This is a genomic window from Arthrobacter sp. GW822-FHT05G07 (assembly GCF_058799755.1).
This window is the reverse complement of sequence record NZ_JBXALT010000006.1, coordinates 99,962-111,799: the sequence shown is the minus strand read 5'-3', so window position 1 is coordinate 111,799 and position 11,838 is coordinate 99,962. Positions and strand designations below refer to the sequence as shown.

Sequence of the window (11,838 nt, the reverse complement as noted above, 5' to 3'; positions counted from 1 at the left end):
TTACTCCCGCAACGCCCCAAACCCAGTAATCAGCGCCTCAAGCCCCAAGCTAAACGCAACATCAGTCGGCCGCGTGTGCTTCTCCGCAGCCAAGCGATCCACGGCAGCGGTGAAGTTGGGGACCTGCTCGGCGAGGCTGCCGGCGTCGAAGATGTCCTCCGGAGCGGTGACGTCGTACGCGGCGCCAAACACAAAGGCTTCCAAAGCGACGATCGCCGAGATGATTTTCTCCTCCGGGAACCCGGCGTCGCGGAAACCAGCGGTTACGGCCTCGTACATCGCCAAAGTCTTGGGCGCATTTGCCACGGGAAGCACTGCAATCACGGGGATCAGTGGCGTATGTTCCGAGAACACATCCCGGTAGGACCACGCCCAGCGACGCACGGCAACATCCCATGCCTCCACGCCGAACGCGGAGACATCCACCATCGCCGCCAAGTGGTCTTCCACCAGCAACAACACGTCATCCTTGGAGGCCACGTGGTTGTACAGGGCAGATGGCGCTACGCCGAGGGAGCGGGCAAGGGCGGCCATGGTGAGTCCGTCGTAACCCTTGCTGCTGATCAACTCGAGGGCCGCCGTCGTGATGCCGTCCTGATCCAGGATCGCCGCGGTTGGTCGGCCGGCGCGGCGGCGTACAGAACCGGCCGGGAGGGCGGAAGGAGCGGGCGTTGGTGCGGGCATCGGAGGCCTTTCTGCTGCCTGTGTCCCCAGCATTATTCCATCGGGCCTTCACAGTAGGCGCCTCCAACGCTACTATGGAGATAAATGAATGGCATTCATTTATTGGTCAGCCACCACGGACGGCCACGGAGAGGACATCATGCAGAATCTTGATCGCGACGTTGTGATCGTCGGCGCCGGACCGTCAGGGCTGACGGCGGCGCGGGAATTGAAGAAGGCCGGACTCAGCGTCGCAGTGCTCGAAGCACGCGACCGCGTGGGCGGCCGCACATGGACGGACACCATCGACGGTGCCATGCTGGAGATCGGCGGCCAGTGGGTTTCCCCGGACCAGACGGTCCTCATGGAGCTGCTGGACGAGCTCGGCCTGAAAATGTATTCGCGCTACCGTGACGGTGAATCCGTCTACATCGGCGCAGACGGCAAGCGCACCCAGTACACCGGTGACACCTTCCCGGTGAACGAGACCACCAAGGCCGAGATGGACAAGCTCGTGGCCATCCTGGATGAGCTTGCGGCAGAGATCGGCCCCACCGAGCCTTGGGCACACCCCAAGGCACGCGAGCTGGACACCATCTCCTTCCACCACTGGCTCCGTCAGAACTCCAACGACGAGGAAGCCTGCAACAACATCGGCCTCTTCATCGCCGGTGGCATGCTGACCAAGCCTGCACACGCCTTCTCCGCACTTCAGGCCGTCCTCATGGCCGCCTCCGCCGGCTCCTTCAGTCACCTGACGGACGAAGACTTCATCCTGGACAAGCGCGTCATCGGCGGCATGCAGCAGGTTTCGCTGCTGCAGGCAGCAGAGCTGGGCGACGACGTGGTCCTCAACAGCCCGGTTCGCACCATCAAGTGGGATGAGAACGGCGTGAGCGTCGTCTCCGAGCGGGCCACCGTCAATGCGCGGTTCGTGATCATGGCCGTTCCGCCGAACCTGTACTCCCGCGTCTCATTCGACCCGCCGCTGCCGCGCCGCCAGCACCAGATGCACCAGCACCAGTCGCTGGGCCTGGTCATCAAGGTTCATGCTGTTTATGACACGCCGTTCTGGCGTGAAGAAGGACTGTCCGGCACCGGCTTCAGCGCCGGCGCACTGGTCCAGGAGGTCTACGACAACACCAACCACGGAGATTCCCGCGGCACTCTGGTTGGCTTCGTGTCCGACGAAAAGGCCGATGCCGTGTTCGAGCTCAGCGCCGAAGACCGCAAGAAGGCCATCCTGGAGTCGATCGCCGGCTTCCTGGGCGACAAGGCCCTCACCCCCGAGGTCTACTACGAGTCCGACTGGGGCTCCGAGGAATGGACCCGAGGCGCTTACGCTTCCAGCTACGACCTCGGTGGCCTGCACCGCTACGGCAAGGACCAGCACGCGAACGTCGGACCCATCTATTGGTCCTCGTCCGACCTCGCAGCCGAGGGCTACCAGCACGTGGATGGCGCGGTCCGCATGGGCCAGGCAACTGCCGCCCGAATCGTTGAGGCCAACAAGTTGGCTTCTGTACCTGTCGCCTGACGCGATCAGCACCACACCGGCAGGCTGGGGGAGCACCATTCCCCGGCCTGCCGGCTCCACTGTTTAAACAGCACCACAGGAAGGACCACCATGCGCTACGTAGTGGGGTACACCGCCAACGCGAGGGGGCACGACGCCGTTCACCTTGCCGTCGCGCTGGCCCGGAACCACGATGTCAGCCTGGACCTGGTCCTGGTGATCCCGGAAGATTCCCCGTTTAACGCGGTCTACCCGCCTGAGGCCGGCTACAACGACATCCTCAACGAACAGGCACAGCGCTGGCTGGACGAAGGCCTTGCGCTGGTTCCGGCCGACGTCACCGCCCGCGCCCACATACGCCGCGGTGACTCCGAAGCCCGGACGCTGATTGACGCTGCCGTGGAGATGGACGCGGCGGCCCTGGTTATCGGCGCAACCAACGATGGCCTGTTCAAGCGGTTCACCATTGGCTCCGTGGCGAGTTCGCTGCTCCACTCGTCTCCCGTTCCGGTCGCTTTGGCGCCCCACGGTTACCGGCGCACCGAGCCGATCACGCGCTTGAGCTGCGGTTTCGGGACGCGTCCGGGCGCTGATGAACTGCTCGACGTCGCTGTCGAGTCCGCGCGGGACCGTGGCCTTCCGTTGCGGCTCGTCTCCTTGTTGGCGCTCGACGGCGGTAACTCGCCTGGGTTGGCCGACGCCGCCTGGATGCATGCCGCCGACCGTCTTGCCGCCGTCGGAAGTTCTGTGGACGCGGACGGTTCTGCGGACGCGACCGCCGCCGGTTCCCTTCAAGGTGAGCCGGAGATCGTCGTGGCGCAAGGCCGGACGATCGAAGAGGCCGTTGACCGACTCGACTGGGAAGACGGCGAAATCCTGCTGATCGGTTCCAGCCGCCTGGCACAGCAGCGGGCCACTTTCCTTGGCACCACCGCAAACCGGATCCTGCGTGCCCTCCCCGTTCCCATGATCGTGGTCCCCCGCGACTACACGCGACAAAGCTCCTAGCAATCGCCTGAGAGGCAAAACCCATGTCAACTGCACCAAAGACGGTCCAGTCGAAAGAGACATCCCTGAGTGAAAAGGGACTGAAAGCCGGATCGGTGGGCCTGATCGGCGCCGTCGTGATCGGTGTTTCCTGCATCGCGCCCGCCTATACGCTCACCGCGGCCCTGGGCCCCACCGTGTCCGAGGTTGGTGTGCATCTGCCCGCCATCTTCCTGGTGGGATTCATCCCCATGCTGCTGGTGGCGCTCGGTTACCGCGAACTCAACAACGCAATGCCCGACGCCGGTACCTCCTTCACGTGGGCGACGCGCGCCTTTGGTCCGTGGATCGGTTGGATGGGTGGCTGGGGGCTGATCGCGGCCACGATCATCGTGTTGTCCAACCTTGCCGCCGTCGCCGTGGACTTTTTCTACCTGATGCTCGCGCAAATTTTCAGTAACTCGGAACTGGGCGAGCTCAGCAAGATCCTGCCGCTGAACATTGCAACGACCCTGGTGTTCATCGCCCTGGCCTGTTGGATTTCCTACCGGGGCATGGAGACCACCAAGGGCGTTCAGTATGTACTTGTGGCCTTCCAGTTGCTGGTCCTGGGCTGGTTCGCGGTTTCCGCGTTCGCGCACGTGGCAAACGGAACGGCCTTCGATGCCACCGCCATTTCGCCCGACTGGTTCAACCCCTTCGCCGTGGACTCGTTCTCACAATTCGCCGCGGGCGTGTCGCTCTCGATCTTCATCTATTGGGGCTGGGACGTCACGCTAACCATGAACGAAGAGACCAAGAACCCGGAGAAGACTCCAGGCCGTGCCGCGACCATCACCGTGCTGGTCATCGTGATCATCTACATGACGGTTGCCTTGGCGACGCTGTCCTTCGCGGGCGTTGGCGAGACCGGTCTGGGTGCCGGCAACCCCGAGAATCAGTCCAGTATCTTCGCCGTGCTCGCAGGTCCTGTGATGGGCCCGTTCGCGATCCTGATGTCGCTGGCCATCCTGAGCAGCTCGGCCGCATCCCTGCAGTCGACGTTCGTTTCACCCGCCCGCACCATGCTGGCCATGGGCCATTACCGCGCTATCTCTCCTCGCTTTGGCCGCATTAGTCCTACTTTCAAATCGCCAAGCTTCGCCACCATTGCGGCTGCGATCGCTGCCGCCGGCTTCTACGTGATCACCCGGACGGTGTCCGAGAACGCGCTGTGGGACACCATCACGGCCTTGGGCATGATGATCTGCTTCTATTACGGCATCACCGCGCTGGCCTGCGTCTGGTTCTTCCGGGCCGAGGCTTTCCGAGGTGCCCGGGCGTTCTTCTTCAAGTTCCTCGCCCCGCTGGTGGGTGGCGTGATCCTGCTGGTCATGTTCGTGAAGACGGCCATGGACTCGATGGATCCTGAGTACGGCTCGGGTTCGTCCGTGGGAGGCGTGGGCCTGGTGTTCGTGCTGGGCATGGGCGTGATCCTGCTGGGCGTGGTGGTCATGCTGGTGATGTACCGGCTGCGGCCCGAGTTCTTCAAGGGCAAGGTTTTGTAGCTCTTCTACCTCGGCGCGGGTAGGGCGGGGACTCCTGCTGCCCGCTCCGCTGCGGCGAGGGCTTCAGCAAGGCGCTCGACGGCGGCACGGTAGTCGGTGCCGGCTGTCATCTTGCAGTATTCGGCCTCGCGCATGGCCCGCGTGAGCGCCGCCGTTTCCGCAGACCTCACATCCGTCATGGCTGGGAAATCGATGGTCTTCGCCGGATCGAGTTCGTAGCGACGCCACCGCTCCAGGATGCTCTCGTGGCGGGCAGCATCGTCCGGGAAGCCAGCACGACGCCGGGGCTCGGCTGCGTGGATCCGCTCCACTTTGCGGATGCTTACCACGGTTCCTGCCGCGGTGGCGATTCCGACGAAAACCATGATGAGTCCGGCCGGAGACCACTGCACGGTGGGGACGAGGATGGCGGGTGCTATGACTACGAGCCCCCCGAAAACATCCCAAAAGAGCCCGTCCGGCTCAGGGCCGCGGCCGTGGGTCAGTTTCCTGTGCAGGACGTATGTGGTTGCTGCGGTTGCGAGAACCAGAACTACACCCCACAGGAGCATCATGGCGGGCATCGGACCACCTCCAGGCGACATCACGCTGCTTTGACTTCAGTATGCGCTAGTGCCTGCGCGGGCGACACCTTCCACCGGACAATTCACCACCGCACGCGCAGGTGAATTGTCCGAATGAGGGTGATTGCTGCCCGGGCCCTGTCAGACCCGGGGCGTAGCCTAGGCACCATGAGACTGAAAATGTGCAGTATCCACGTCAAGGACCCCGCGGCCGCCCATGTCTTCTACACGGAGACCCTGGGTTTTGAGACCTTGATGGCTATGCCGGAGTACAACCTGTTCATCATCAAGGATCCCGGGGCTGACAACAGCAGTTCTCCCGGGCTGTTGCTGGAGCCCAGTGACAACCCCATCGCCTCGAACTACATGAACGCTTTGCATGAGTCCGGATTGGCCGCCATTACCTTCGGCGTGCCCGATGTCCAGGCTGAGTATGAGCGTTTGCTTGCCGCCGGCGTGAAGTTTCAAGGTGAACCGTCAGAGGATCCCTCCGGAGTCAGCGCAGTCTTCGACGACGGTTGCGGCAACTTCATTCAGCTCCATCAAGACTAGCTCGGCTTAAACAACTGTGGCCGGGACATCAAGTCCCGGCCACAGCTAGTGAAAGCTACGCGTGATCGCGCTTGGAAGTCTTCGGGGCGTCGCGCTTTGCGGCTGCGTTGTCCCGGGCTTCCTTGGTGGCGGCCTTCTTTGCGGCTTCATCCTTGACGCGCTGCGCTTCGGAGCGGACAGCTGCGTGCGTGGCGCGCTCGGTGACCAGCCACTGCGGCGGAGCCTGCAGCAGCTCGGTGATTTCCGCGGTCGTGAGTGCCTCCTCAACGCCGCCGCGGGCGAGGCCGCTAATGGAGATGTTGAGCTTGTGCGCGACTACCGGGCGCGGGTGCGGGCCGTTGCGGCGCAGTTCGGCGAGCCACTCCGGCGGGTTGGCCTGGAGTTCGGCGAATTCCTCACGGGAGATGGACGAATCCTGGAACTCCTGGGGTGTTGCGGGCAGGTAGATGCCGAGTTTCTTGGCAACTGTTGCCGGCTTCATGGACTGGGAGTTCGAGGACGTCATGCTTCAAGGGTATCTGGCCGGTACTGTGAGTGTGTGCCAGACGCTGAAGATTCCGCCGAAACAACCGAACCCCTAGCCGGCCTCCGCTTCGCCTATGTTGCGGGCGTGACTCCTGGGAAATGGATCCGGCGGTGGGAAGAGCGGATGCCCAATTTCCCGTTGCACTCCTTCATGTCCGACGACGCCGCTCAGGTTTCGGTGTTGCGTGACGGTTCCGCAGACCTCAGTTTCGTCCGGTTGCCCGTGGACCGTGAAGGCCTCAACGTCATCCCCCTGTACGAAGAGCAGCCCGTGGTGGTAGCTCCCAAGGGGCACGAGATCTCGGTGTTTGAGGAAGTCGCGCTGGAAGACCTCGCCGAGGAGAACTTCCTGGATGTTGACGAGATGGGCGGGCCGGACATGGCCCTCCAGGTGGTCGCATCCGGTGCCGGTCTGGTGATCATGCCGATGTCCGTGGCACGTCACCTGAACGCCAAGGACACTGTAATGCGTCGCCTTACCGGTGCTCCCGGGACGCAGATCGGCCTTGCCTGGCTGCTTGGAACGGACAGTCCCGTGATCGAGGAGTTCATAGGGATCGTGCGGGGCCGGACAGCGCAGAGCTCGCGCCAGCCTTCAGCCCAGCAGGAGAAGCCCAAGAAGGCGCCTAAGCCTGATCGTCGTGGTGGCGGCCCCAAGAAACCGGCAGTGGCGCAGCGATACGCCCCGAATCCGGACAAAGGCCGTGGCAAGGGTTCACGCAAGAAGGGCAAACGGTGACGCTCCTGCCCACTTAGCGGGTGGACGTGCCGGATTTTGCGGCCAGATCGCTGGCTTTTTGCTCTTTCGCCTGAGGCAACCGGGGAGGAACGCGGCCTATTCCGGGCTTACTCGCCGTGGATGGCGGTTTGCTGCTGTTCAGAACGGTTGAGGTAGGCCAGGAGCAGGTCCCCGGCGCGTTCCCGCTCGCCGGCTTCCAACGCTGAGCAGATCTGCTCATTTTCCTTCAGCCAATCGCTGTAGAAGTGGGCGTTCATGGTGGCCTTATGAAAGTAGAGCCGCATCTCGGCCAGGATCTGGGCCATGATCGTGTTCAGCCGGTTGCTCTCGGCCAAGGCAACTATTGCTCCATGAAAATGTTGGTTTGCGCTGCCCAATCCCTCATTATCGTTGGCGGCAGCGGCGCGCTTGCCCTCTTCGACGGCGGCCCTGACGGCGGCAATGCGTTCCGGCGAACCACCCGCTCGGATAGAGCTGACCTCGATTGCGCGACGAACTGTGTAGACGTCGTGGATGTCGCCTGCTTCTAGGGTGGCCACAAATACACCCTTATTTGGCTGACGCAGCAGTAGCCGCTCCCCGGCCAGCTCGGCGAACGCTTCGCGGACCGTGTTCCTGGAGACGCCCAAATCCTCAGCGATGGTGGCTTCGGTGAGCTTGGCGCCTGGGACCAGGAAGCCCTCAGCAAGTTGGTAGCGCAGTTCTTCGGCGACCCTCTCCGCAACGGACGGGACCTTCATGCGTACCCGTGCCCGCGCGCTATCAAAGCCGGCGTGTTCGCTGGAATCCTGATCTGCACCGGCCATAACTCCAAAATTACACGATTACCCACAATTCGGATCGCTGGATTGTTGAACAATCCGGCGATTTGATGCATGCTGGATGTAACGCACATCACGAGGCAGGGATCACATCATGGCAATCATCGATTTGAACAGCGACGTCGGAGAGTCTTTCGGACGCTGGACACTCGGCGATGACGCAGCCATGTTCGAGTCCGTCTCCAGTGCCAATGTTGCATGCGGATTCCATGCTGGCGACCCCAGCGTCATCCGCAGCACGTGCGAAAAGGCGGCCAAGGCCGGCGTCGTGATTGGCGCCCATGTTGGCTACCGCGACCTCGCTGGGTTCGGCCGCCGCTTCATGGACATCGATCCCATGGAACTGGCTGATGACGTGGTTTACCAGATCGGTGCGCTGCAAGCGTTGGCGGCCACCACGGGAGCCAGCGTCCAGTACGTGAAGCCGCATGGCGGTCTCTACAACGCAATCGTGAAGCACACCGCCCAGGCGCGTGCCGTCGTAGACGCCGTGAAATCGGTTGACCCCAACCTCCCGATCCTCGGCCTTCCCGGTTCCGAAGTCCTGCGTCTCGCAGAGGAAGCCGGCCTCCGGGCTGTTTCCGAAGCGTTCGCAGACCGCGCCTATAACCCTGACGGCACGCTTGTCTCGCGCTCCCAGCCGGGCGCGGTTCTGCATGATCCCGCCGAAGTGGCCGAACACGTTCTTCGGATGGCTACCGAACAATCCGTCAAGACCGTTGACGGTTCCATCCTGAAAATCCGCGCAGAAAGCATCTGCGTGCATGGTGACTCACCGGGAGCCGTGGCAATGGCTACCGCTGTGAAGTCCGCTCTGGCCGACGCCGACGTCAGCATCGGCTCGTTCCTCTAGCCCGCCCCGGGCTCCCCGCACCATCCCTCATCCCCCCGGAGAACATCATGACCAGCACCAACAACGCAGCCAAGGCAGCGACAAGGAAGCCACCGCCCGGCGCCATCAAGGCGTACGTCGCCAGCCTCACCGGCACGTCGCTTGAGTACTACGACTTCGCCATCTACTCGGTGGCCTCGGCACTCGTTTTCCCCAAGATCTTTTTCCCGGGCAACGACGAATTCGTTGCGCTGCTGCTCTCTTTCTCAGCCTTCGCGGTTGGGTACCTGGCTCGACCCATCGGTGGCGTGATCTTCGGGCGCCTCGGTGACAAGATCGGCCGCAAGTACGTCCTGGTCTTCACGCTGGTCCTGATCGGTGTGGCCACGGTGCTCATCGGGGCGCTGCCCGACTACTCTGTGATCGGCGTAGCGGCACCCACTATTCTTGTGCTGCTGCGTCTGGCGCAGGGTATTGGTGTTGGTGGCGAATGGGGTGGCGCAGTGCTGCTGTCCAGCGAATTCGGTGACCCCAACAAGCGCGGCTTCTGGTCCTCCGCGGCCCAGATCGGCCCGCCCGCCGGCAATCTCATGGCCAACGGTGTCCTGGCAATCCTTGCCGCTTCCCTCAGCGAAGAAGCATTCCTCTCCTGGGGCTGGCGCGTAGCCTTCCTTGCTTCCGCACTGCTGGTGGTCTTCGGCCTGATCATCCGACTCAAGCTCGAAGAAACCCCGGTCTTCAAGGCCATCCAGGCCCACGGCGACCGTCCCAAGGCTCCCATCAAGGAAGTCTTCACCACCCAGCCCAAGGCCTTGGTCGCCGCAGCACTTTCCCGCGTTTGCCCTGACATTCTCTACGCGCTGTTCACGGTGTTCGTAGCCGTCTACGCCACCAAGGAACTGGGCATGACCACAGGCAACGTCCTCTCCGCCATCTTGATTGGCTCTGCGTTCCAGCTCTTCCTGATCCCGCTGGCCGGCGCCCTGACGGACCGCTTCAACCGCCGGTGGGTCTACGGAATCGCCGCAGCGGCCACGGCAGCCTACATCCCGCTGTTCTTCCTCATGATCCAGGGCAAGTCCGTGGCCATGCTCACCATTGGCACCGTGATCGGCTTGGCCCTCCACGCCTTCATGTACGGTCCTCAGGCGGCCTTCATCACCGAACAGTTCCCCGCCCGGCTCCGGTACGCCGGCAGCTCGCTGGCCTACACCCTGGCCGGTGTGATCGGTGGAGCAGTTGCACCCATCATCTTCACCGCTCTTTACGGTGCAGCTGGCGGTGGCTGGTACCTGATCGCCGGTTACATCCTTCTGGCGGCCATCATCACAATCGTGGGCATGCTCCTCGGCCGTGACCCCAAGCCGGAAGAAGACGTCCGTTTGATGCAGGGGACGCACGCTCAGCCGGCGGCGTAACTAAAGATGGAAACCGTGATGCAAACCACCACCGCTAAAAGGGTCCGCTCTGTCAGACCCGTCGGCACCCGTGCGGTGCTGGCCGAGCTGGACGGACTGCAGGACGTCCTCGCCCTGCAGGACATGCTCTATAAGTCACCGCTTCCGGGTCAGGTGGACGTACTTGCCGCCGCAGAAACGGTCATGGTGGTGGGCGAGTCCGCAGCGGCAACCCGCACCATAGGCGCGCGGCTCATGGAGTTGGAACTGACGGCGCCGGAGGTCACTGACTCCGGACTGGTGGTCATAGATACCGTGTACGACGGCGACGACCTCGCCGATGTCGCGGAGCTCACCGGGCTCAGCGTGGAAGGCGTCGTTGCCGCGCACACCGGCCAGATCTGGACCGTAGCCTTCGCTGGCTTCGCGCCCGGCTTCGGCTACATGGTGGGCGAGAATGAAGCGCTCACGGTTCCTCGCCGCTCATCCCCGCGCACAGCGGTTCCTGCAGGATCGGTGGCCCTCGGTGGTCAGTATTCTGCCGTCTACCCGCGCCGTTCCCCGGGTGGCTGGCAGCTGATCGGCCGGACCGGCGCACGGATGTGGGACCTGAACCGATCGCAGCCAGCCCTCGTAAGGCCGGGCGATCGTGTGCAGTATCGGGCAGTCCGGGAAGTCGTGACCACCAGTGACACTCCGGCGCGCGAACCCGAAAAGGAGCACCACACTGAGTCCGGACTGAGGATTCTCAATCCGGGCGCGCAGAGCCTGATTCAGGATCTCGGCCGGCGAGGTTTTGGTCCGTTGGGCGTGTCTGCTGCGGGGGCCCTGGACAGGGCCTCGTTGCGGCGCGCCAACCGGCTGGTCGGGAACGCTTCCTCAGCCGCTGCCATCGAATCCGTCAATGGCGGGCTCACGGTGGAAGCTGTGGGTGATCAGGTGATTGCCGTGACCGGTGCGCCGACGACGCTGACCATCGAGTCGCCGTCGTGGGTTGCGTCTGACGACGACGACGACGGCGGCGCCCGGCCGGGTGCGAGGCGGACCGTTCCCATGGCCGCACCTTTCGCATTGCTCGACGGCGAAGTCCTCACCCTGGGCGCTCCGGAATCGGGGTTCCGAAACTACGTGGCGATCCGTGGCGGAGTGGACGCCCCGGAGGTCTTGGGCAGCAGATCCGCGGACACGATGTCAGGGATCGGGCCCGCACCGCTGGCCATCAGGCAGGTCCTCGCCACCGGCGAGCAAACTGCGTCCACGGCTGTTGGCGCCCCCGAATTGCAGCCGGACTTCCCTGGCGCGGGTGTCACAGTGCTGGACGTTGTCCCCGGGCCGCGCGCCGACTGGTTCGACCAAGAAGCCCTCGATTCCCTCTGCAACCAGGAATGGCTTGTCACGCCCCAGTCCAACCGCGTGGGCATGCGCCTGGACGGCAAGCCGCTGGAGAGAACACGGGAAGGTGAGCTTCCCAGTGAAGGCACCATGGCTGGCGCCCTCCAGATCCCGCCCGCGGGACTGCCCGTCCTCTTCCTGGCGGACCACCCCATCACCGGCGGATATCCCGTGATCGGCGTGGTGCGGGACGAACACTTGGATAGAGCTGCACAGGTTCCCATTGGCGGAAGAATCCGCTTCCGGCTGGTTCCGGATTCCGCAGACTTCACCACGACTACTACCAAGACCCCAGAGAAGTGAG

The 11,838-nt window shown here is 63.4% G+C and carries 12 protein-coding genes; 8 read left to right on the top strand and 4 right to left on the bottom strand.

The window, feature by feature from the left end; genetic code table 11:
- Positions 1-717, bottom strand: a complete 717-nt coding sequence (locus AC1RJY_RS11585) for a TetR/AcrR family transcriptional regulator (protein ID WP_498602335.1) — start codon at positions 715-717, stop codon at positions 1-3.
- A 55-nt stretch (positions 718-772) separates the two neighbouring features.
- Between AC1RJY_RS11585 and AC1RJY_RS11580 the strand changes: the two genes are divergently transcribed.
- The 3 genes from AC1RJY_RS11580 (at position 773) to AC1RJY_RS11570 (ending at position 4,713) form a co-directional block, all read left to right on the top strand.
- Positions 773-2,200, top strand: coding sequence for a flavin monoamine oxidase family protein (locus AC1RJY_RS11580; RefSeq protein ID WP_081589106.1), 1,428 nt, complete (start codon positions 773-775; stop codon positions 2,198-2,200).
- Between the two features lie 90 nt (positions 2,201-2,290).
- Positions 2,291-3,187 carry a universal stress protein gene (locus AC1RJY_RS11575; RefSeq protein ID WP_498602334.1) on the top strand — a complete coding sequence of 299 codons (897 nt, stop codon included), beginning with the start codon at positions 2,291-2,293 and terminating at the stop codon, positions 3,185-3,187.
- A gap of 23 nt (positions 3,188-3,210) precedes the next feature.
- A complete protein-coding gene (locus AC1RJY_RS11570) occupies positions 3,211-4,713 on the top strand; it encodes an APC family permease (RefSeq protein ID WP_498602333.1) in 1,503 nt (500 codons plus the stop codon).
- 5 nt (positions 4,714-4,718) lie between these two features.
- Here the strand turns inward: AC1RJY_RS11570 and AC1RJY_RS11565 are convergent, their stop codons facing one another.
- On the bottom strand, positions 4,719-5,276 hold the full coding sequence (locus AC1RJY_RS11565) for a hypothetical protein (RefSeq protein WP_498602332.1): 558 nt from the start codon (positions 5,274-5,276) through the stop codon (positions 4,719-4,721).
- A gap of 168 nt (positions 5,277-5,444) precedes the next feature.
- Here AC1RJY_RS11565 and AC1RJY_RS11560 point away from each other — a divergent pair, with 168 nt between their 5' ends.
- Positions 5,445-5,828, top strand: coding sequence for a VOC family protein (locus AC1RJY_RS11560; protein ID WP_043805646.1), 384 nt, complete (start codon positions 5,445-5,447; stop codon positions 5,826-5,828).
- Between the two features lie 55 nt (positions 5,829-5,883).
- Here AC1RJY_RS11560 and AC1RJY_RS11555 read toward each other — a convergent pair whose 3' ends face one another.
- A complete protein-coding gene (locus AC1RJY_RS11555; RefSeq protein ID WP_014920304.1) occupies positions 5,884-6,333 on the bottom strand; it encodes a DUF5997 family protein in 450 nt (149 codons plus the stop codon).
- 33 nt (positions 6,334-6,366) lie between these two features.
- Here AC1RJY_RS11555 and AC1RJY_RS11550 point away from each other — a divergent pair, with 33 nt between their 5' ends.
- Positions 6,367-7,092: a LysR family transcriptional regulator substrate-binding protein gene (locus tag AC1RJY_RS11550; protein WP_043469560.1), complete on the top strand. Its 726-nt coding sequence runs from the start codon at positions 6,367-6,369 to the stop codon at positions 7,090-7,092.
- A gap of 107 nt (positions 7,093-7,199) precedes the next feature.
- Here the strand turns inward: AC1RJY_RS11550 and AC1RJY_RS11545 are convergent, their stop codons facing one another.
- Entirely contained in the window at positions 7,200-7,898 is a 699-nt protein-coding gene (locus tag AC1RJY_RS11545) for a GntR family transcriptional regulator (protein ID WP_011772828.1), read from the bottom strand.
- A 109-nt stretch (positions 7,899-8,007) separates the two neighbouring features.
- Here AC1RJY_RS11545 and AC1RJY_RS11540 point away from each other — a divergent pair, with 109 nt between their 5' ends.
- Genes AC1RJY_RS11540 through AC1RJY_RS11530 form a run of 3 tightly spaced genes read left to right on the top strand, consistent with a single transcriptional unit; the run spans position 8,008 to position 11,837 of the window.
- Positions 8,008-8,766, top strand: a complete 759-nt coding sequence (locus AC1RJY_RS11540; RefSeq protein WP_081589107.1) for a LamB/YcsF family protein — start codon at positions 8,008-8,010, stop codon at positions 8,764-8,766.
- A 47-nt stretch (positions 8,767-8,813) separates the two neighbouring features.
- Entirely contained in the window at positions 8,814-10,163 is a 1,350-nt protein-coding gene (locus tag AC1RJY_RS11535; RefSeq protein WP_014920307.1) for an MFS transporter, read from the top strand.
- A 6-nt stretch (positions 10,164-10,169) separates the two neighbouring features.
- Positions 10,170-11,837 (top strand): 5-oxoprolinase subunit B/C family protein, encoded by a 1,668-nt coding sequence (locus AC1RJY_RS11530; protein ID WP_498602331.1) that lies wholly within the window; start codon positions 10,170-10,172, stop codon positions 11,835-11,837.
- Position 11,838 lies beyond the last annotated feature (1 nt).

What these genes read in the sequence shown, in the direction of transcription:
- AC1RJY_RS11585 (WP_498602335.1), bottom strand. Translation starts at nt 717, where the DNA reads ATGCTGGGGACACAGGCAGCAGAAAGGCCTCCGATGCCCGCACCAACG.
- AC1RJY_RS11580 (WP_081589106.1), top strand. Translation starts at nt 773, where the DNA reads ATGGCATTCATTTATTGGTCAGCCACCACGGACGGCCACGGAGAGGAC.
- AC1RJY_RS11575 (WP_498602334.1), top strand. Translation starts at nt 2,291, where the DNA reads ATGCGCTACGTAGTGGGGTACACCGCCAACGCGAGGGGGCACGACGCC.
- AC1RJY_RS11570 (WP_498602333.1), top strand. Translation starts at nt 3,211, where the DNA reads ATGTCAACTGCACCAAAGACGGTCCAGTCGAAAGAGACATCCCTGAGT.
- AC1RJY_RS11565 (WP_498602332.1), bottom strand. Translation starts at nt 5,276, where the DNA reads ATGCCCGCCATGATGCTCCTGTGGGGTGTAGTTCTGGTTCTCGCAACC.
- AC1RJY_RS11560 (WP_043805646.1), top strand. Translation starts at nt 5,445, where the DNA reads ATGAGACTGAAAATGTGCAGTATCCACGTCAAGGACCCCGCGGCCGCC.
- AC1RJY_RS11555 (WP_014920304.1), bottom strand. Translation starts at nt 6,333, where the DNA reads ATGACGTCCTCGAACTCCCAGTCCATGAAGCCGGCAACAGTTGCCAAG.
- AC1RJY_RS11545 (WP_011772828.1), bottom strand. Translation starts at nt 7,898, where the DNA reads ATGGCCGGTGCAGATCAGGATTCCAGCGAACACGCCGGCTTTGATAGC.
- AC1RJY_RS11540 (WP_081589107.1), top strand. Translation starts at nt 8,008, where the DNA reads ATGGCAATCATCGATTTGAACAGCGACGTCGGAGAGTCTTTCGGACGC.
- AC1RJY_RS11535 (WP_014920307.1), top strand. Translation starts at nt 8,814, where the DNA reads ATGACCAGCACCAACAACGCAGCCAAGGCAGCGACAAGGAAGCCACCG.
- AC1RJY_RS11530 (WP_498602331.1), top strand. Translation starts at nt 10,170, where the DNA reads ATGGAAACCGTGATGCAAACCACCACCGCTAAAAGGGTCCGCTCTGTC.